The organism is Pontibacter flavimaris (genome assembly GCF_001907195.1).
GTDB classification, from domain to species: domain Bacteria; phylum Bacteroidota; class Bacteroidia; order Cytophagales; family Hymenobacteraceae; genus Pontibacter; species Pontibacter flavimaris.
Genome location: NZ_LVWA01000009.1, coordinates 89,160 through 110,013, shown reverse-complemented (window position 1 = coordinate 110,013; position 20,854 = coordinate 89,160). Strand labels below are relative to the sequence as shown.

Annotated in this window: 16 protein-coding genes; 10 read left to right on the top strand and 6 right to left on the bottom strand. The window is 55.1% G+C overall.

Going from position 1 to position 20,854, the window contains the following annotated elements; genetic code table 11:
• The first annotated feature begins 204 nt into the window (after positions 1–204).
• Both pth and A3841_RS14605 read left to right on the top strand, forming a co-directional pair.
• Positions 205–768, top strand: a complete 564-nt coding sequence (gene pth / locus A3841_RS14610; RefSeq protein WP_073853459.1) for an aminoacyl-tRNA hydrolase — start codon at positions 205–207, stop codon at positions 766–768.
• A gap of 143 nt (positions 769–911) precedes the next feature.
• On the top strand, positions 912–2,177 hold the full coding sequence (locus tag A3841_RS14605) for an MFS transporter (RefSeq protein ID WP_073853175.1): 1,266 nt from the start codon (positions 912–914) through the stop codon (positions 2,175–2,177).
• Between the two features lie 47 nt (positions 2,178–2,224).
• Here the strand turns inward: A3841_RS14605 and A3841_RS14600 are convergent, their stop codons facing one another.
• Positions 2,225–4,213, bottom strand: a complete 1,989-nt coding sequence (locus tag A3841_RS14600) for an adenylate/guanylate cyclase domain-containing protein (RefSeq protein ID WP_083610376.1) — start codon at positions 4,211–4,213, stop codon at positions 2,225–2,227.
• Between the two features lie 413 nt (positions 4,214–4,626).
• Between A3841_RS14600 and A3841_RS14595 the strand changes: the two genes are divergently transcribed.
• Positions 4,627–5,811 carry a Pycsar system effector family protein gene (locus A3841_RS14595; protein WP_073853171.1) on the top strand — a complete coding sequence of 395 codons (1,185 nt, stop codon included), beginning with the start codon at positions 4,627–4,629 and terminating at the stop codon, positions 5,809–5,811.
• 136 nt (positions 5,812–5,947) lie between these two features.
• Here A3841_RS14595 and metG read toward each other — a convergent pair whose 3' ends face one another.
• Positions 5,948–7,990: a methionine--tRNA ligase gene (gene metG, locus A3841_RS14590; protein WP_073853169.1), complete on the bottom strand. Its 2,043-nt coding sequence runs from the start codon at positions 7,988–7,990 to the stop codon at positions 5,948–5,950.
• A 141-nt stretch (positions 7,991–8,131) separates the two neighbouring features.
• Here metG and A3841_RS14585 point away from each other — a divergent pair, with 141 nt between their 5' ends.
• Positions 8,132–8,359 (top strand): hypothetical protein, encoded by a 228-nt coding sequence (locus A3841_RS14585; protein ID WP_073853167.1) that lies wholly within the window; start codon positions 8,132–8,134, stop codon positions 8,357–8,359.
• Between the two features lie 56 nt (positions 8,360–8,415).
• On the opposite strand, the gene A3841_RS14580 is transcribed toward A3841_RS14585, so the two are convergent.
• The 3 genes from A3841_RS14580 to msrB form a co-directional block, all read right to left on the bottom strand.
• Entirely contained in the window at positions 8,416–8,757 is a 342-nt protein-coding gene (locus A3841_RS14580; protein ID WP_139307976.1) for a hypothetical protein, read from the bottom strand.
• Between the two features lie 196 nt (positions 8,758–8,953).
• Positions 8,954–9,223 carry a hypothetical protein gene (locus A3841_RS14575; RefSeq protein ID WP_235861426.1) on the bottom strand — a complete coding sequence of 90 codons (270 nt, stop codon included), beginning with the start codon at positions 9,221–9,223 and terminating at the stop codon, positions 8,954–8,956.
• Positions 9,224–9,421: 198 nt separating this feature from the next.
• Positions 9,422–9,964: a peptide-methionine (R)-S-oxide reductase MsrB gene (gene msrB, locus A3841_RS14570; protein ID WP_073853160.1), complete on the bottom strand. Its 543-nt coding sequence runs from the start codon at positions 9,962–9,964 to the stop codon at positions 9,422–9,424.
• 222 nt (positions 9,965–10,186) lie between these two features.
• Between msrB and typA the strand changes: the two genes are divergently transcribed.
• The 6 genes from typA to A3841_RS14545 all read left to right on the top strand — a co-directional run bounded on the left by typA (position 10,187) and on the right by A3841_RS14545 (position 18,005).
• Positions 10,187–11,992 carry a translational GTPase TypA gene (gene typA, locus A3841_RS14565; RefSeq protein ID WP_073853158.1) on the top strand — a complete coding sequence of 602 codons (1,806 nt, stop codon included), beginning with the start codon at positions 10,187–10,189 and terminating at the stop codon, positions 11,990–11,992.
• 283 nt (positions 11,993–12,275) lie between these two features.
• Positions 12,276–12,404, top strand: coding sequence for a hypothetical protein (locus A3841_RS20735; protein ID WP_262502602.1), 129 nt, complete (start codon positions 12,276–12,278; stop codon positions 12,402–12,404).
• Between the two features lie 533 nt (positions 12,405–12,937).
• A complete protein-coding gene (locus A3841_RS14560; RefSeq protein ID WP_073853455.1) occupies positions 12,938–13,900 on the top strand; it encodes an aldo/keto reductase in 963 nt (320 codons plus the stop codon).
• Between the two features lie 184 nt (positions 13,901–14,084).
• On the top strand, positions 14,085–14,309 hold the full coding sequence (locus A3841_RS20085; protein WP_139307975.1) for a hypothetical protein: 225 nt from the start codon (positions 14,085–14,087) through the stop codon (positions 14,307–14,309).
• A gap of 245 nt (positions 14,310–14,554) precedes the next feature.
• The gene (locus A3841_RS14550; protein ID WP_073853154.1) at positions 14,555–16,897 is read left to right on the top strand and encodes a TonB-dependent receptor; all 2,343 of its coding nucleotides are present in this window, start codon (positions 14,555–14,557) and stop codon (positions 16,895–16,897) included.
• A gap of 4 nt (positions 16,898–16,901) precedes the next feature.
• Positions 16,902–18,005: a PepSY-associated TM helix domain-containing protein gene (locus tag A3841_RS14545; protein WP_073853152.1), complete on the top strand. Its 1,104-nt coding sequence runs from the start codon at positions 16,902–16,904 to the stop codon at positions 18,003–18,005.
• Between the two features lie 258 nt (positions 18,006–18,263).
• Here the strand turns inward: A3841_RS14545 and A3841_RS14540 are convergent, their stop codons facing one another.
• Complete coding sequence (locus A3841_RS14540; protein ID WP_170866210.1) at positions 18,264–20,750, bottom strand: DUF5686 and carboxypeptidase-like regulatory domain-containing protein; 2,487 nt, start codon at positions 20,748–20,750, stop codon at positions 18,264–18,266.
• Positions 20,751–20,854: the final 104 nt, after the last annotated feature.

Sequence of the window (20,854 nt, the reverse complement as noted above, 5' to 3'; positions counted from 1 at the left end):
TTGCTGTTTTAATTGTTAGTTGCTGCTTGTAATATGACTATAGTTGCTCTTAAAGCAACGAATCTGTACAGCAGCGCACTTTTTATTTGACTCCCAAACAATAAACAACCAGCAAGTAAGACCTTGAGCAATTCAACAATTCAAAGTATAAAAAAGTGGCTGGGCCTCTCCGCTGCCCCGGCCGCCGCTACCGAAGACACACATATGAAATACCTGATTGTGGGCCTGGGCAACATTGGCCCCGAATATGCTGAGACACGCCACAACATCGGTTTTATGGTGCTGGATTACCTGGCAAGCAAGTATGAGGGCAGCTTTGACGTGAGCCGCCACGCCTTCGTGACCGAGATCAAGACCAAGGGCCGCACCTTTGTGCTGGTAAAGCCCACCACCTACATGAACCTGAGCGGCAAAGCCGTGGGCCATTATTTGAACTCCCTGAAGCTAACGCCCGACCAGATGCTGGTGATCACCGATGACATTGCCCTGCCTTTTGGCAAGCTGCGGATACGCGCCAAGGGCAGCGCCGGCGGCCACAACGGTCTCAAGCACATTGAGCAGACATTGGGGCACAACAACTACCCGCGCCTGCGCTTTGGTGTCGGCGACTCGTTCCATAAAGGCAAGCAGGTAGATTATGTGCTGAGCAAGTTCAGCGAAGATGAGAACATCGAGCTGCAGTCGCTGATCGAGAAGGCCGCCGACTCCGCCATCGCCTTCGGCACCATTGGGCTGGAGCGCACCATGAATCAGTTTAACACGAAGTAGGCTAAGTATAAAGTAAGTATAAAAATGCCAGAAGCCCCTCTGAGTTTATACTTGTGAGGGGCTTATACTTTTAGTGAGCAGCCGCAGAAATCTCCTCCCGAAAGTATACATTTGCCTTCGCTCCATCCGTTGGGGCCACTGCTATGAAACGAATTCTCCTACTCTACCGCAACGCTTTCGGAGGACTCTCCCGCCCCGCCTGGATGCTCTCGCTGATCATGTTCATCAACCGGAGCGGCGCCATGGTGATCCCTTTCCTGGGAGTTTACCTGACGGAGTCGCTTGGGTATACGTTGAGAGAGGCCGGCATCATACTTAGCATCTATGGCCTGGGTGCCGTGTGCGGCTCGTTTCTGGGCGGCTGGCTCACCGACAGGGTCGGGCATTTTAAGGTGCAGCTGTTTAGCCTCACCGTCGGCGGCAGTTTATACTTTATGTTCCTGTTTCTGGAGCAGTTCCAGTTCATTGCGGCGGGTGTTTTTATACTTAGCCTGGTAAACGACATGCTCCGCCCTGCTAACTCGGCCTCCATTGCGCACTATGCCCGGCCCGAGAACGTAACGCGGGCTTTCTCCCTGAACCGGATGGCCCTGAACCTGGGCTTCTCTATCGGACCGGTTATCGGGGGCCTGGTGGCGGCCATCTCCTACAAGTTTCTGTTTATCGGCGATGGGGTTGCCTCCATCATGGCGGGGCTTTTCTTCTTCATCTACTTCCGAAAGCGGCAGGGGCACAAACCGCAGAAGAGAACGGCTACTGCCGCGGTAAGTATGGAAAAGGTGCGCTCCCCTTACGCCGATGGCATGTACCTGGTGTTTATACTTCTAAACTGTGGCTTCGCGATCCTGTTTTTCCAGCTACTTTCCACGCTGCCGCTCTACTACCGCCAGGTGTACGCGCTGCCGGAGGGGCGTATCGGCACGCTGCTGGCCCTGAACGGGTTCGTTGTTTTCCTGTGCGAGATGATCCTGGTCTACCTGATCGGCGATAAGATAAAGAAGTCGTGGCTCATACCGGCGGGGGTGCTGGTGCTGGGCTCGTCTTTTGTGGTCCTGAACCTGGGGCACCACACCAGCCTGCTCTACCTGGCCATGGTGCTGCTCAGCTTCTCGGAGATACTGGTGATGCCTTTTATGGCCACTATTTCCGTGGAGCGCTCCAACGACCGGAACCGTGGTGCTTACCTGGGTCTTTATACTATCTCATATGCAGCCGCGCACGTGGTGGCCCCGTTTATGGGTACCACCATTGCCTCCAGGTATAGTTTCGACACGCTTTGGTGGGTGCTGAGTGTATTTGCCATCGTGGTAAGCACCGGTTTATACTTTGTGGTACAGCACATAGAGCGGGAGCGGCTAAACGGGAAGGCCAAAGAAGCAACGAGCGAGGCGGGCGTGATGATGGGCTGAGCCTGCACTTCGTACCGCCATACTTATGCAGAAAGCAGCGCCACTCACTACTTGCGCTGCGACCGCAGCAGGTTAGGGGAGTTCATTTTCTCCAGCAGCTTCTGGTAGCGCGGGTCCGCCCGGACGGCATCAGAGACCCAGTGCTCGTGCTTGAGCGAAACCAGCAGGGGGTCGTGCTCCCGGTAGCCTCTTTCAAAGTAATGGAAAGCCTCATCCAGGCTGTCATTCACCCAGCCGGCCGCGATGCCTATCACCGTGCACACGATGTACTCCCTTTCGGCCCGCTCTTTCAGGTTGCTTAGCTCCAGGCGCGCCCGTTCCAGGTCCCCCATCTTGCTGAGGGTCATAATCAGGGCACCGTGCACGAAATTATGCCTGCCCGAGAGCACCATCAACCGCTCAAAACAGGCCAGCGCCTTCTCATACTGCTTCATGAACAGGTAGGAGTAGCCTTCATAGAGCAGGCACAGGAAGGAATTGCTATCCAGCTCCAGCCCCGTTTTACAGGCTTCGAGGGCCTCTCCGAACTTGCCGGCCGTGTGCAGAATCTGGGCATAGATGCCGAAGCAAATAGCGCTCAGCGGCTCCAGCTTGATAGCCTTCCGGCCATGCTCCTCTGCCTTGGCGAAGTTTCCTTTCATCCAGGCCAGGTAATTCAGCCCGTAGCGGACGTGCGCCGGCGCGTAGCTTGGGTTGAGCTCCAACGACTTGAGGAAATGCCTTTCCGCCTCGGGCAGGTCCCAGACATAGCAATAGTAAGACCCGAGCGCGCAGTAGGTCTCGCAGAGCATCGGGTTCAGCTTAAGGGCCTTTTCGGCCGATTGCTTGGCTTTGAGCATCACCTTGTTGGGTGGTACCAGCCCGTAGAGGCCGGCCATCAGGTTGGCGTCAGCGTACTCGGCATGCGCCAGGGCAAAGTCAGGGTCCAGTTTGATGGCCTGCTCCAGGAATTTGATCCCTGTGATGATATACGTGCCCCGCCTGTTGAGGTAAAACCTGCCTTTCAGGTATAGCTCATAGGCCTCCGCGTTATGGGTAGAGGTTTTGCGTATCTTGCTGCGGCCTTTGCCCAGCAGGGTCACTTTCATTTTCTCTGTTATTTCCGTCGCGATCTGGTCCTGCACCGCAAAGATGTCGTGCATATCCCCGTCGTACCGCTCCGACCAGATATGAAACCCGTCCTCTACCTTGGTCAGCTGAACGGTGATGCGAAAGCGCTCGCCCTGCTTGCGCACGCTTCCCTCCAGCACCGTGCTCACGCCCAGTTTCTCCCCCACCTCCCGCAGGTCCACGTTCCTTCTGTCAAACCTAAGGGAGGAGGCACGGCCAGCCACTTTCAGATCCTTCAGGTTAGACAGGGAATTGATGATCTCCTCGGCAATCCCATCGCTGAAATACTGCTGTTCCGGGTCGTTGCTCATATTTACCAGGGGGAGCACGGCTATACTTTTGGGAGGCGGTCGTTTCGCGGTTCTCAGGTCTGGCTTCTTCTTTTCCTCCGTTTTCCCGCTCAGGGAGTTAGGCGCGGGCTTCACCAGGCCCTCGTGGTCCAGGGCGAACACCTCCACTTTACGCTCCACGTTCTTAAACTGATAGGCCCCGACAGAGTAGGTCCTGACATTCGGGTGGTTCAGGACTTCGTCCCGAATCTTGTCCGAGATCAGCACGCTGCCGGCCACCCCCAAAGACTCCACGCGGGAAGCCAGGTTCACCCCATCCCCAAAGAGCTGCTCCTCATCTAAAACCACATCACCCATGTGCAGGCCTATCCGCACCGGAACCAGCGGCGCCTGCCGGTATGCCAGTTGCATGGCCAGGGCGCACTCCACCGCATTCACCGCGCTCTGAAACATACTTAGCGCTCCATCGCCATAGTACTGGACAATGCGGCCATGGTACTGCTGGTGATAGCGCTGCAGCACGTCGCGGTGCCGGTTCTTAAGAGCCAATGCCTGCTGCTCATTCTGCTGCATGATAGCGGTGTACCCTTCGATATCGGTAAACATAATAGCGGCAAGTTGTCTGTTTCGGCTCATGTGTAAGGCAATTACATGCTACTGGTATAATTCAGATTTATATTTTATACTTCATATTTACGTCAACAGCGATAAAATGAATGCTGCCGGATAATACATTGTCTATAATTCTGCACGGGGCTTCCTGCTGCGCCGGCTTGCCGTGAAATAGCCGAAAAACAACCTGTCTGTCCGATAGAAGGCCCACTTGAAGCCTACATCCTACCGGCCTGGAGGTGGGTGCGAAGAAAAGCATCGGTACACTAAAAATACCTTGCCACTGGCTAAGTGTACAGGAACAGACCTATGATCAAAGGAAACGTATACATAACTTAGTTAACAATAATTTATACTTTACTTATCGCTATACTTATAGTTGCAGTTGTGGACCCTGGAGTAATTTTGAACAAGTACTAACCTAATGCCGTGCGACCATGATAGAGGATGATATTCTGGATAGGGCGAATGTCTTTGTGGGGCACCACCTTCCGATAGAGGGCACCAACGAATCGGTGGGGTTTGACCTGCAGCACACCAAAAGCCTGGTTGCCGTGGCAGAGTCCATCAGCAGGTTCTGTGACTTCGATGAGCGCGACAACAGGCTGCTGATGCTGGCGGCATGGCTCCACGACCTGTACTGCGACGAGGAGGGGGAGCTGCTGGAGGAGCAAAAGATCCTGCCCGTTACCGAGTTCCTGGTGAGTTGTGGTTTGTCCAAAGCCGAGATATTGCGGATCTCGCAAAGTATAGCCGCCACCCGCTATCCCCAGCAGCCACGGGACCTGCTGGAGGAGGCGCTCTGCGATGCCGTTGCCAGTTTCCTGGCGGCGGAAGACTATGTGCCCAAGGCCGAGAAGAAAGCGGCGGATCCGGGCTCGAAGCTTGACCAGTATGATTGGATAGACAGGCACAGCACCCTCCTGAAAAAGCATTATTACTTTACCAGGTACGCGAAACGTGCTTTCTCGGGCGGCAAGGAGGGCAACCTGAAGCTCCTGAAGAAGAAGCGAAAGGAACTGAGTAAAGAAAATGCCGAGCTGGAGACTTTGTGGGAGGAAAACAAAAGCCTGAAGAAGGACCTGCGCAAGGAGAAGGAGCAGAAAGTGAGCAAAGGGATAGAGACCATGTTCCGGACCACCATGGCCAGCCACCTGCAGCTGAGCGTGATTGCCGACAACAAGGCCAACATGCTCATTTCGGTGAATGCCATCATCGCCTCCATCATGATATCGTCCTTCTTCAGCAAGTTCCAGGACGTGCCGCACCTGCTGCTCCCCTCCATCCTGCTCACGGTAGTTTGCCTGGTCACCGTTATCCTGGCCATACGCTCCACCCGCCCCAACATCAAGAACACCGTGATGCCCGACAACAAGATCGACTTTCTCTTCTTCGGAGATTTCGTGCAGCTGGACCCGGGCACGTACCGGGATGGCATCCGCAACATCATGCGCGACCACAACCTACTCTACAACAGCATGGCCGACAACATTTACCTGCAGGGGAAAGTGCTGTCCAGGAAATACCGCCTGCTCAAGCTCGCCTATACCGTTTTTGCGCTCGGCATAGCGCTCGTACTCATCAGCTACGTGCTGGCATGGCTGTTCTTTAGCGATAGCTGAAACGACTTCCCGAAGTCCCTTCTCCACCTCCAGCATTAAAATAAAAAAACCTCACCCGCTTTACAGGCAGGTGAGGTTTTTACTTTTAACGGCTATTTATACTTTAGCGGCAGTTTATACTCGGGGGATTATACTTCTAGCTAATCGTTCCGCCGTTCCGGATCTCTTTGCTTGGCTGCACAAAGGCCAGGGAGCCATCAGCGTTCTCAGCCATCAGGATCATGCCCTGGCTGGTGATGCCCTTGATCTCGCGCGGAGCCAGGTTCACCAGAATGCTTACCTGCTGTCCGATAATCTGCTCCGGGCTAAAGAACTCGGCGATACCGCTTACCACCGTGCGCTGGTCCAGGCCCGTGTCGATGGTGAGTTTCAGGAGCTTTTTGGTTTTGGCTACTTTCTCGGCGGTAAGTATGGTTCCGATGCGGATGTCCATTCTGGAGAACTCATCAAACGTAATGTCCTCCTTGGCAGGAGCTACCACGGCATTGGCTGCCTCGTTTGCTTTTTTCGTGTCCAGCAGCTTCTGCACCTGCGCTTCCACGGCGGCATCCTCCACTTTCTCGAACAGCAGCTCCGGTTTACCGATCACGTGGCCTTCTTTCAGCAGATCGGCGGCACCGGCGGCAGACCAGCTGTTGCCCGCCGCCATGTTCAGCATCGTGCGCAGCTTTTCGGCAGACTCAGGCAGGAAAGGCTCCATCAGGATAGCCAGGCTGGCGGAAATCTGCAGCGCGATGTTCATGATGGTTTTCACACGCTCCTGGTCTGTCTTGATCAGCTTCCAGGGCTCGGTGTCGGCCAGGTACTTGTTGCCCAGGCGGGCCAGGTTCATCAGTTCACCCAGCGCATCCCGGAAGCGGTAGCGCTCAATGTAGGTAGCGATTACCATCGGCATGCCCTCCAGGTCCTCCAGCACCGTTTTATCGTAGTCCGTCAGTTCGCCACGGGCAGGCACGGCACCCTCGTAGTATTTCTGGGTAAGCACCACCGCGCGGTTAATGAAGTTACCGAGTATAGCCAGCAGCTCGTTGTTGTTGCGGGCCTGGTAGTCCTTCCAGGTGAAGTCGTTGTCTTTGGTCTCGGGCGCGTTGGCGCACAAGGTATACCGCAGCACGTCGCCCTTGCCCGGGAAGTCCTGCAGGTACTCGTGCAGCCACACGGCCCAGTTGCGCGAGGTGGAGATCTTATCGCCCTCCAGATTCAAAAACTCATTGGCCGGCACGTTATCCGGAAGTATAAAATCGCCGTGCGCCTTGAGCATGGCCGGGAAGATGATGCAGTGGAACACGATGTTATCCTTGCCGATAAAGTGCACCAGCTTGGTATCCGCATCTTTCCAGTACTTCTCCCAATCATCCGTAAGCGCTTTGGTGGCCGAAATATAGCCGATCGGCGCATCAAACCACACGTACAGCACTTTGCCTTCGGCCCCCTCCACCGGCACCGGCACGCCCCAGTCCAGGTCGCGGGTTACGGCGCGCGGCTGCAGGCCCTGGTCTATCCACGATTTGCATTGCCCGTACACATTTGGCTTCCAGTCACCTTTGTGGCCTTCCACAATCCACTCGCGTAGCCAGGCCTCATATTCGTTCAGGGGCAGGTACCAGTGCTTTGTCTCGCGCATCACCGGCACCGCGCCGCTCAGCGTGCTTTTCGGGTTGATCAGGTCAGTGGCGTTCAGTGAGGTGCCGCAGTTCTCGCACTGGTCGCCGTAGGCGTTCTCGTTGCCGCACTTGGGGCAGGTGCCCACGATGTAGCGGTCGGCCAGGAATTGCTGTGCCTTTTCGTCGTAGTACTGCTGCGTGGTCTGCTCAATGAACTTTCCATCGTTGTAGAGCTTCTTGAAAAAGCCGCCTGCTGTTTCAGCGTGAATTTTAGAGGAGGTGCGGTCGTAGATATCAAAGGAGACATTGAAATCAGCAAACGATTGCTTGATCAGCTCGTGGTACTTATCCACGGCCTGCTGCGGGGTAATGCCTTCTTTTTTAGCGCGTATCGTGATCGGCACGCCGTGTTCATCGGAGCCGCAGATAAACTTCACGTCGCGGCCCTGCAGGCGCAGGTAGCGCACATAGATATCGGCTGGCAGGTATACCCCGGCCAGGTGCCCGATGTGAACAGGTCCGTTGGCGTACGGCAAGGCTGCCGTAACAGTATAGCGTTTTGGTGTAGTGGTCATGTTTCGTCTTATAGGTGCAAATATACGAATCCGGCGCGATTGCGCCGCGCCTCCCCGGCAATTGGCAAAATCAGCTTCCTGCTATGACTTACGCTTCATTTTTCCGTAAGTATAAAGCATCACCTTAACCTATACTTGTTTATGAAGCATAACGATAGCGAAAAATCGAGGAGAGACGACGGGGAGAACCTGGGGAAGCGGGACCATGAGAACAAGGTAACCAAAAACCCCTCGCCCAGGGGAACAGACCGGGAATCGGAGAACACGCCGCCGGAGAATGAAGTGTACGTGGACCTGGAGCCGGACGACCTGCACCTGGGCGATGACCAGAAGCCGGAGGATGTGAGCCGGGGCAAGAAGAAAAAGTAACGCCCTGCTCCCTCAACTGCAAAAAAGGCCCCGCTACAAGTATAGCCGGGCCTTTTTTACTGATCGATAACGGGAGGCAGCGGCTGCGCCGGCGGCAATGGCCAATAGATGTTGTGCCGCGAGGAATCAACGGGGGCGTGGGGCAGCTGCTGCGGACGCAGGGTGTTTGGCGTCATGGCCGGGCTGTTGCTGTCGAACTGCTCTATGTTGCGTTTCCGGTTGATCTCGCTGGCCTGGTTGTCCATGCGGTCGCGCAGCGTTTGCGCCGGATTATGGCGGAGCGTCACCCGCTCGTTTGAGGGGCCCGGCGGCAGGCTCTCCTGTCCCTCGCTCAGCGAGGTGCAGGCCGCCATACTTGCCAGGGCCATACTTAGTCCATATAGTTTATACTTGTGCATCTGTTCAGCGGCTGTGGTTTATACTTAAAGTATACGCGCCAAACCGGAAACGCAGCGCAAGTTCCCTAAAATTGAACGGCCTGTCCTTCTGCTGAAGTATGGATTCCGTATCCGCAAAAGAGAAGCCGCGCTCAAAGTATGCGTTATACTTTGGGCGCGGCTTTTATACTTTACTTCTGGTAAATGGCTTAAGTGCTTACTGGTTGTTTTCGCCCCATACGTGCTCATGCCCCACCTGCGTCAGCATCAGGCCCTCCGGGGCGGGATTGATGTAGCCTTCCTTTGCCAGGTGATGCTCCGCCTCCTTCTGCACATCCTTGTAGTGCGGGTAGCGTTCCTGCAGGTAGGGATACAGCTGCTGGTAGGGCAGTACGCTGCCTTCGCGCACCTCAAACTGCTTAAAGGCGTCGATGATGCACTGTGCGGTGTTCTCTATATTTTCAGCTTCTGAATGTAGCTCTTCCATCGTTCTGTTTTGTTTGGTTCAGAGTTAGAGTACGGCAGAGGATAGCTGATCGTTATTCGTTGTTCGTTAATGGGAGGCTGGATAATGGTTTGTAATTCGCTAGCATGATAGCATCCCCGAATAAACCCTACTGTGCAAACCTTACTTCGGACGATATCGAACAACGATCAACAAAAAACGAATAACGATATATCAACCTCACTTCTTCTCCCTGAAACTGAGCGCCGCCGAGTTGAGGCAGTAGCGCAGGCCGGTGGGTTTGGGTCCGTCCTCAAACACGTGGCCGATGTGGGAGCCGCAGCGGGCGCATTCCACCTCGGTGCGCACCTCCCCCGGAAACGACCTGTCCTCCACCTCTTTCACCTGCTTTCGGGCAATGGGCGCGTAAAAGCTGGGCCAGCCGGTGCCCGACTCGAACTTGGTGCCGGAGCTGAACAGGGGATTGCCGCAGGCGGCGCAGTAGTAAACGCCCTTCTTCTTGTTGCTGTTATACTTGTTGTCAAAGGCGCGCTCGGTTCCCTCCTGCCGCAGCACGTAATACTGCTCCGGCGTGAGCTGCTTGCGCCACTCCGCCTCCGTTTTCACCACGGTGTCCTGCAGGGCCGGGTCCGCCAGCTCGGCCTTTAGCGCTTTATCCAGCGGCTCATCGCCGGCCAGCATAAACGCCGCACCGGGTTCCTGCTGGTTGCAGGCCGACAGGTGCAGCAGGGTGATCAAAAAAAATATCGGGATCATTTTCATACTTGTTTCGGCAGGCAAAAAGCTTGCCCCTCTCCTGTATACGTTAAAAATTTCCTAACTCTCTAGGAAACAAAGTATAACAAGAAAATGTTTGCCCCATAGCCTGTAGCAGCTCCGGCCACCGCAGAATAAATTTAATACAACTATAACCTGTTTATTTCGAGGTACCTAGTGAAAGTCTGAAGCCTTTTTAGTACTTTTGCGGCTCGAAAAACCTATTCAATGCAAAATATTCGAAATATTGCGATCATCGCACACGTAGACCACGGCAAGACGACGCTTGTGGACAAGATCATCCATGCTTCCAAGCTATTCTCTGAGCACCAGCAGTTTGACGACCTTATTCTGGACAACAACGACCTGGAGCGCGAGCGTGGTATCACGATCGTTTCTAAGAACGTGTCGGTTCGCTATAAGGGTGTTAAGATCAATGTAATTGACACGCCTGGTCACGCCGACTTCGGTGGCGAGGTGGAGCGCGTGCTGAAAATGGCCGACGGGGTACTGCTGCTGGTGGACGCCTTTGAGGGCGCCATGCCGCAGACCCGCTTCGTGCTGGGCAAGGCGATACAGCTGGGCCTGAAGCCGATTGTGGTGGTAAATAAAGTGGACAAGGAAAACTGCCGCCCCGACGAGGTGCACGAGCAGGTGTTCGACCTGATGTTCAACCTGGACGCCTCAGAAGACCAGCTGGACTTCACCACGCTGTACGGCTCCTCGAAGCAGGGCTGGATGAGCACCGACTGGACAAAGCCAACCACCGACATCACGCCGCTGCTGGACGCCATCATTGATGTGATCCCGCCTGCGCCTTACCGCGAAGGTACGCCGCAGATGCAGATCACGTCCCTGGACTACTCTTCTTTCGTGGGTCGTATCGCGGTGGGCCGCGTGCACCGCGGAACACTGAAGGAGGGCATGCCGATCTCCCTTTGCAAAGCAGACGGCTCCATCAAGAAAGGCCGTATCAAGGAGCTTCAGGTATTCGAAGGCCTGGGCAAGAAATCCGTTCAGGAAGTGTCTGCCGGCGAGATCTGCGCCGTGACAGGTATCGAGGGCTTCGACATTGGCGACACGATCGCTGACGCGGAGAACCCCGAGCCGCTTACCCGTATCGCTATCGACGAGCCGACGATGAACATGCTGTTCACGATCAACAACTCTCCTTTCTTCGGCAAAGAGGGCAAGTTCGTGACTTCGCGCCACCTGCGCGACCGTCTGTTCAAGGAAACGGAGAAAAACCTGGCCCTGCGCGTACAGGAAACCGACCGCGAGGACTCCTTCCTGGTATTCGGCCGTGGTATCCTGCACTTGTCTGTACTGATCGAAACCATGCGCCGCGAGGGCTATGAGCTTCAGGTTGGTCAGCCGCAGGTAATCTTTAAAGAAATAGACGGCGTACGCCACGAGCCAATCGAGCACCTGGTGGTAGACGTTCCGGAGGAAACGGCCGGTAAAGTTATCGAGCTGGTGTCGATGCGCAAGGGTGAGCTTTCTATTATGGAGCCAAAGGGAGACCTGCAGCACCTGGAGTTCAACATTCCGGCGCGCGGTCTGATCGGCCTTCGTAACAACGTGCTCACAGCCACGGCTGGTGAGGCGATCATGAACCACCGCTTCCAGAGCTATGAGCCGTTCAAAGGCCCTATCCCGGGTCGTAACAACGGCTCCATCATCTCTATGGAAACCGGCCCTGGTACGGCTTATTCTATCGACAAGCTGCAGGATAGAGGCGTGTTCTTCGTTGATCCGGGCGTGGATGTATACATGGGCCAGGTAATTGGCGAGCACAACCGCCAGAACGATATCACGGTGAACATCCAGAAAGGCAAGAAGCTGACCAACATGCGGGCTTCCGGCTCAGATGACAACGCCAAGATCGCCCCGGCCAAGAACTTCTCGCTGGAGGAGGCCATGGAGTACATTCAGAAGGATGAGTACCTGGAGGTGACGCCCAAGAGCCTGCGCATGCGCAAGATCTACCTCGACGAGAACGAGCGTAACCGCATGGCCAGAGTGGATTCGTAGCCTTTAGCAAGTATAAATAATTATACTTATCCCCCTGCAGCCTCTGGTTGCAGGGGGATATTTTTTTGTCCTGAGCCTCCGGCTGCGGCAGCGTAGCCACGAGAGAGGCAAGCGGCAAGGTTGCATAGTATAGAACCTAAGTTGCGATGTATGTGGAAGTGTTAACTTATACCTGCATTTTTCTATAGAACAAGCTACCAAACTTGTATCCTGCGATGGCGTCGGGGTTGCAACCCGGCTGGACCGCTGAGCCTACTTTTATACTTCAGCTATACTTTTATACTTGTCGATTTATACTTTGCCATACTTCTGCTGGCGCAAGCTGAAAGGCCCAGAGCATTTGGGGGCGTCCGCTTGTGCCTTTTTATACTTTGGCTATACTTTATACTTGCTATACTTTATACTTTTTTAGCCTCCGCTTCCTTCAACCTAAACCAAGCTATACTTTCAAAACACCGCTGATCCTCTAGTTCACATAAGCCTACCGTTTCATTTCTGACATTGGTACTCTCAAGCCCGAGAGGGCTCCCCGAAATGCTTCGGGGTAAACTCTCTCAGGCATCGCGCTGTGTTCCCTCCTGCGCCAGGGCGCTGCCCTTGCAGGGCACCGGATCTCACAAGGCGCTGAACCCAAGGACTGGGTATTAGTTTGATAGCTACAGCCTTGCTGTCATCTCGAACGTAGTGAGAGATCTCTTTAGAATTCGAGATGACAGGGAAGAAGGGCGTATGATTCTCCTCTCAGGTGGCAGGAGTGGGTTTATACTTGTCGGGACAGGTCGCGACCTGTCCGCGCAAGAACAGCAGCTATGGAATTATACTTTGGAAGAAGTAAAAGCAGGCTCCCCTCGCGCAAAAGACAAGAATCCGCCGGCGGTAGTAAACATTTACCACCTGAGCAGCTTTTATACCAGAGCACCAAATCACACATCAAACAAAAGCACCATGGATAAAAGAAAGCTAGGAAACACCGATCTAAACACATCGCCGATTGTAGTAGGAGCCAACGTTTTCGGTTGGACACTGAACGAACGAGCGTCTCACGGCATTTTGGACGAAGTGCTGGAGGCTGGTTTTAACACCATCGACACGGCCGATGTCTACTCGCGCTGGGCCGAAGGCAATAAGGGAGGCGAGTCTGAGGCCATTATCGGCAATTGGATGAAGGAGCGCGGCAACCGGGACAAGGTCGTGCTGATCACGAAGGTCGGCTCGGATATGGGCCAGGGCCATAAGGATATCTCGGAGAAGCATATCCTGAAAGCAGCCGAAGACTCGCTGAGAAGACTGCAGACAGACCACATTGACTTATACTTTACCCACTGGGACGATGACAAGACTCCGGTGGAGGAAACCCTTCGTGCGTATCAGAAGCTGATAGAAGCCGGGAAAGTACGGTACATTGGTGCCTCCAACCTCTCGCCGGAGCGGCTGCGGGCCTCGCTTGAAGCCAGCAGGGCGCAGGGCCTGCCGCGCTACGAGGTGTTTCAGCCGGGCTATAACCTGTACGACCGCCAGGAGTATGAGCAAGGAGTTGCCCCTATCTGCCAAGAAGAGGGCCTGGGGGTGATCACGTATTCCTCGCTGGCGAGCGGCTTTCTGTCCGGCAAGTACCGCAGTGCAGACGACCTGGATAAAAGCGTGCGCGGAGGAGGCGTGAAGAAGTACCTGGATGAGCGGGGTAGGCGCATTCTGGCTGCCCTGGATGCACTGGCCGGGAAGCACAAAGCCTCGCAGGCCGGTATTGCCCTGGCCTGGCTTCTGCACAATCCCTTGGTTACGGCCCCTATTGCCAGCGCCACCAAAAGCAAGCACGTACAGGCCTTTACCGAAGCCACCCAGGTAGCACTGAGCGAAGCAGACATGCAGCAGTTGCAGGAAGCCTCCACCTATACTGAAAAGGCATAGCGGCTTCTTATACTTTACCAAAAGGCGTTCATCAGCAAACTAGCTGGTGGACGCCTTTTTACATGCTTATAGCGTAGTACGAACTTCCTGCGCCTTTCTGCTGACTGTTTTCGCTCTCCCTGCCCATGCCCAGTTCGACATCGGGGCTAACAGTAGTGCTGCAAATAAAAGCTCGGAAGGCAGCATGAAAGCCTGGACCAAGTATGACTTTGTTCCGGGCGACAAAGTGATGTGCTCCGATAACCTGGCTGGCGAGGAGATCGGTGAGTTCCCGTCGCGCTGGGACCTGAACCACGGCAATGCGGAGGTGGCGATGCTTGGCGATGATAAGGCGATCAACCTGGTGGAGAGCGGCACGACTATAAAAGCGCTGATGAAGGGCGAGCACTTCCGAGGCCAAATCGAATAACCGGCGGGTGGAGTTTGTAAAACTGTAATCACAATGGCAGCACCCGCCCGGGTTCTGCCACCCCAATATTCTTTTAGTATCCTTTTATCAAGCCTGTTACTTACTGTAACAGGCTTTTCGGTTTCAGGAGAACGTTGTTACAACAGCCTATTTTATTTAGATTTATTTTAAACAAATCTTGCCTGTTATACTCCTAGCTTATACTTTTGCCTTATATATAATTAGTCTAAATAAAATTATCATACATGCAGAAGTATCTACTCCTGATTCTTTGGCTTTTTGCTCTGTCTGCTGGGCAGGCGCAAAGCCAGAACGCCAGCATCAGTGGCAAAGTAACCTCGCCGAACGGGCAAACCCTGGAGCTGCTGACAGTGGCCCTGGAGGGCACAGTGCTCGGCACCAACACCAACGCAGCCGGTGAGTTCACCATCAATAACATAAAACCAGGCAGCTATACTTTGCGTGTGGGGGGAATAGGGTATAAAGCTGTCCGCCAGCCGGTGACATTAAACGCCGGAGATAACCTGAACCTGCGCTTTACGGTGGACCCTAGCACCAGTTCCCTGGATGAGGTGGTGGTGTCGGCGAGCCGCTCCGTAGAAACGCTGGATGAAACCCCGGCTTCGGTGCACGTGCTGGATTCCCGTACGCTCCAGGTGCAATCGCAGATAAGCTCCGATCTGTCAAACATCCTGGCCAACACCGTTCCTGGCCTGGCGATTAACAGTAACACCACCAGCAATGTGGGCCAGACCCTGCGCGGCCGTAACGCGCTGGTGATGGTAGACGGCATTCCACAGTCTACCCCGCTGCGCAACGGCAGTCGCGACGTGCGCACCATCGACCCAGCTGCCATTGAACGCGTGGAGGTGGTTAAAGGAGCCACTGCCGTGTATGGCAACGGTGCCGACGGCGGCCTGATCAACTACATCACAAAGCAGCCAAATACCAGCAAACCCTTCAGCGCTTATACTTCCATCACGGGCACAGGCAACCTTTTCCATGCTGATGAAACCCTCGGTGGCCGTGTGTCGCAGCAGTTCACCGGCAAAATAAAAGACTTCGACTACGTGGCCAGCGGCACCTACGAAAAAACGGGGGTAATGCGCGACGGCGACGGTGAGGTGATCTCCCCGGTATATGGCCTGGGCGAAACCAACATGTACAACGGCTTTGCCAAGGCTGGCTATAACTTCAGCTCCGATCACCGTGTGGAGGCCATGTATAACTACTTCGGCAGCCGCCAGAGTTCTGATTATGTGATACAGGAGGGCGTTTATGGCGTATCGCCTTCCATCGGCGTGAAGGGTGAAGTACAGGGCGAGCCGGAGGGCACCAAGTATAACCACAACGCCCAGCTGCGCTACATCGGCAAAAACCTGTTCCTCAACACCGATCTGGAACTGAGCACCTACCTGCAGAGCTTTTACACTGTGTATGGCTACACGCCATACTTTGAGGGCGGCGGGCAGTCCACCATCAAATCCGCCAAGAACGGCGTGCGCTTGAACTTGAATACTCCTTTCAGCATCAGCAGTGATCTAACAGGCAGCGTGGTATATGGTGCCGATTACCTGAACGACGAGACGTCGCAGCCGCTGGTGGATGGCCGCACCTGGGTACCGGAAATGGACCTGAAGAACCTGGCGCCTTACGCGCAGTTGCAGCTCAACATCCTGCAGCACCTGAACTTTAAGGCCGGTTACCGCTTCGATAACGTGTCTGTAAACGTGGACGATTTTCAACAGTTGGTGCTGGCAAGCGGCGCCGGTGGCGATTACGTGCAGGGCGGCAAGCTGAAGTTTAACGCCAGCACCTTTAACGCCGGCCTGCGCTACACTGCGCTGGAGTACTTTAAGCCCTTTGTGAGCTACTCACAAGGCTTCTCCATGATCGACGTGGGCCGTTATGTGCGCAGCGCCAAGGAGGATTTTATCTCGCAAATGGACCTGGAGCCGGTGATCGTGAACAACTACGAAGCGGGCTTTCACAGCCAAGTCGGGATCGCCTCCTTCAGCGGCGCCTACTTCATCAGCACCTCCAAGCTGGGCGCCAACCTGATTGCCAACGAGGCCGGCGCCTACGAGATCGAGCGTGCGCCGGAGCGCGTGGAGGGCTTTGAAGCTTTGGTAGATTTGTTCCTCTCTGATAAGGTCACCCTGGGCGCCAATGCCTCTTACAGCGAGGGCAAGGCTGATATCAACAACAACGACGATTATAACGACTCCGAGGACAAATACCTGTCCAGCCTGCGTATCGCGCCGTTCAAGTTCACATCCTACCTCAACCTGAACCCGGTAAGCAATCTAAGCCTGAACCTGCAGTGGGTGTACTCCGGCGCGCGCGACCGTTTTGAGCCGAACGCCAAGGGAGGCTATACTTCTGGCCAGGGTCCTGTAGAGGCATTTGATGTGTTTAACCTGGCGGCCTCTTACCAGGCAACCGAGAAGCTGAGCCTCAACCTGGGCGTGGAGAACCTGCTCGATAAGGCTTACTACCTGCCGCAGGCCTACTGGTATGGCCGCAACGATAACTTTACAAGAGCCAACGGCGCCAGGTTCCAGTTGGGGGCTGCCTATAAGTGGTAATAACTTGAAGAAACGCGTAAAACGAACCTTTTCCCTTCACCATTGGTGCGGGCTGATAGCCGGGATGTTCATCCTGGTTATCAGCCTTTCTGGCGTTATACTTGTTTTTGATGATGACATCGACGATGCCCTGTTCGCCAGCCACGCGCGCCTGGAGGTGCCTGCCCACGCGCTGCATATTGACAAATCGATTGGCTGGGTGCGGGCCGAGAACCCGGGCTGGGACATACGGGTACCCGCCCTACCGGTCTCGCCAGACGAGGCGCTGCTGTATGAGTTGCGGCAGGGGCAGCTGCGCCGGTGGCTGTTCGTGCACCCCGAAACCGGCGAGAAACTGTCTACTGTGGGGCAGGCGCACAACCGCTTCTCGTACGTAGTGCTCAACATTCACTACAACCTGCTCTCGGGTACGCCCGGTAAAATTGTGGTGCTGCTGGTGGGCGTGTCGCTGCTCCTGCTCACCATCACCGGATTTATACTTTACCGCCGGTCTATCATCAAGGTCCTCACTTTCCGGCAGAAGGTCAGTTTTAACAGCCGCAGAAGTATGTTCTCCAGCCTGCACCGGGTGGTAGGCGTGTGGGCGCTGGCGTTTAACCTGCTCATGTGTGTTACGGGCTTGTCCCTGGCCATAACCGTAGTAAATACAGCTTTAAAGGGTGGCCCAAAAGAAGTTGCCGTGCCACAGATTACCACCCCCGTAGACGCCGCCATGGCCGAAGCGAGAGCGGCTTATCCCGACTTTGAGATCACCTACCTGCGCTTTCCATTAAACGAAGAAGGCAAGATCCAACTGCTTGGCCGCCTTACCTCAGACCCCTCCTACTACGGCAAGTTCTATAGCAAACTGCAGGCAGACTATACCACCGGCGAACTGGGCGCACCATACTTTGTGCGGGACCAACCGCTGCTCGACCGCTTCCTTACCTCACTGCATCCCGTCCACTTCGGTGATTTTGCCGGACTTTTCGTTCAGCTGCTTTATGCTTTCTTTGGTTTGATGCCAGGTATACTTTCCATCTCCGGCTTCGCGATCTGGTATTGCCGACAGCAGCCGCAGCAGGAAGCAAAGCCGGTGAAAAAAAAAGCAGTGAAGGTGGTGCGGTAGGGATAGCAAATAGTTAACCTCCCCCAATGCTATACTTTGGTCCTAACTTATTGCCTGCCGCAAGATTGCATCTTGTGGATTTCATGAGGCCAGTTTTCAACTGGCGATCTAGACAGGGCGGAGCAAGCCAGTTGAAAACTTGAAGCAGGTATGATGATATTTCCTAAGCGTAATTTCCTCCAAGGAGCGGAACACAAAAAGAGCCGGAGCCATAAGTATAAACTTACAGCTCCGGCTCTTTTATACTTTTATACTTGCTTACAGCTTAAACTGCACCGAGAACTTGAGCCCGAACTTCCGGGTGCCTTCGTCCAGGTGGGTGAGGCGGTGGAAAGCATCCACGCGGAGGATCTTGAAGATGTTTTCAATCCCATAGCCCAACTCCACATAGGGCGCGTGCCCCAGTTCCTTGAACGACTCCTGCCGATTACCTGCGGGCGTTAGCTCCGGCATCAGGTTCAGGTTACTTTGGCTGAGGCTGCCGTAGAGGATGTTGGCTGAGCCCAGCACGCGCCACTTCAGTTTCTTGATGAGCGGCAGGCGGTTGAACAGCAATCCCTCGAAATACTGCTCGTAGTGCAGGGAGGCATAGGTATCGCTGGCGAATTCGAAGTAGTCCATCAGGTTGTAGGTGGCGTCGTAATAGAAGGGCGTCTCGTTGCCGGTGTGCACCTCCAGCAGCGGGTACGGCACCGGCGAGAAGATCCTGCCAGCCTCCAGCCTGTAGAGCGCGTTGCCCAGGCGGCCCATCACAAACTCCTGCTCCACCCCCAGGTCCACGCGCTGGTAATCCACCGTAGCGCCTAGGGCGTTGTTCAGGCCCAGGGTATACTTCAGGCTCAGCACTGGGTAACTGCCGCTGCCCAGGCTGATGCGGTCATTATCGTTCTCCACGTATACTTCATCCCTGGCATAGCGGGTCAGGAAGCTCACTTCGGTGGAAGTAAAGCTGCTCGCCAGTTCATCCGGTTGGTCTGCTCCATTCCTGTAGTAGGCAAAATCGTAGTGCGGGTCGAAGTGGCGCTTGCGCAGGCTGATGCGCTCGGTTACGCCGCGCAGCACGTCGCGCTGCAAGTATAAATTCGTCTCGCGCACCATCATCGGACGGCGCAGCTCACCAAACCGGGAGAAGCCCAGGAAAAACGGACTAGACGCCAGTTTATCCGACATCAGCCCCACCTGCTGCAGGTCCTCCTGATGGGTAAATCCCACCTCGCTCCAGCGCTTGCGGCTGAGGATGTAGCGCCCGCTCAGGCTATACTTATACTTCTGGTCGTCGGTGCCATAGGCCGCGTAGCCGCGCAGCTCCAGCTTGTCACTGAAGTTGATGTTGGTCTTGCCGCCCAGCTGAAAACAGTGCCCCTCCACGTCGTTGTAAGCGTACGTATACGGCCATGGTCCCCAGCTTACCTTGCCGAAGCTCTTGTAACCGGTGCCCAGCACGGTGGCCATATCGGTAAAGCGCTTCACTTTGGGCGTTTCGCGGATGGCATTGATGGTGGCGTATACTTGCCGGTCGGCTACGCTGAGGGTGTCGTGGCGGCGCTGCTCCCAAAAGCTCTCCGCCTGCCTGCCGGCCCCGGTCAGCAGTTCAACCGGCTTATCGAAGAAACCGGGTTTTTCCGGCTGGTTCACCACCACATCCCGGTACGAAGTATAAACTTTCGCCAGAACACCCGGGCGTTTCGGCGTGAGGCCCACGATTCTGATCTTCACCTCCGTGCCCAGCGGCATCCAGGCCTGCTCCCCTACCTGCTGCAGCTCCTGCTTCAGGGCGATGCCCTCCACAAAGTTGATGTTGGCTGATTTGCTTACCGTGGCGTCCAGCTTGCGCAGCGCATAGCCATCCGCCGTGATCCACATACGGCCGTTAAAAGCCAGGTCCTGCGGGCGCTTCTGCTTAAAGGAGAGTTCGTAGCACCAGTCGTCGCCGATGTAGGTGCTGTCCTCCAGTTCATAGGTATAGTAGCCTTTCCAGCTGTCGGCCATCGGGCTGATGAAGTTCTTCTGCAGCACGCTCACCCAGTTCTGGTAAAAGTTATAATCCTGGTAGTTGCTGCCGATCACCTGCGACACCAGCGTGCCGTCCTGCAGGCCGATGCCAGTTACCTTGGTAGCTTTTATAATTTCCTTGCTGCGCTTGGGATCGCGGGTGTAGTAAAAGTCAGAGAGCGACTCGGAAATAAAGAACGGCAGCAGCTTTTTACCATCCTCGCCAGCCAGGTAAAGCTGCGAGTCTACCAGCGAAGTGATGGCTTTTCCGACCACGCCCTTGCCTTTCTGCCGCCCCACGTTGTCCACGTCGAACTGCATTTTGGTGTAGGCCTCGTACTGGTAGGCGGTAAGCCTGCGCTTGTCATTAACGTTCTTTTGCGCTATTACGCGCCGCATAATAGGCCAGGCCGGGTTCTCGCCGGGGCGTATCACCACCTCCTGCAGCTGCTGCGCGTTGGTGCGCAGCTTAAAGTCCAGGGTTTGCACGGCCACGCCCCGCTGCACCGGCAGCGTGAGCGGCAGGTAGCCCACAAAGGCGGCCGTCAGCGAGTCGGGGGTGGCGGAGAGGCGGATGTTATACTTGCCTTCCACATCGGTGGAGGTGCCAATGGAGGAGTTCTTGATAAAGATGCCCACGAAAGGAAGGGCCTCGCCCGTGGCGGCATCCGTTGCCTGCCCCGAGATGCGGGTCTGCGCGTGGCTCACCAGCGAGGCGAGCAGTAGCAGGGATAATACAAAATATCTTTGCAAAGCTATACTTTTAGAAGCGTGCAAAGGTAGGAGGATTTCTCCACTATTTCACATTATTTGTTTAGACAACAATCAGAGCAAAGCGCTGATTCCGTACCCGGTTT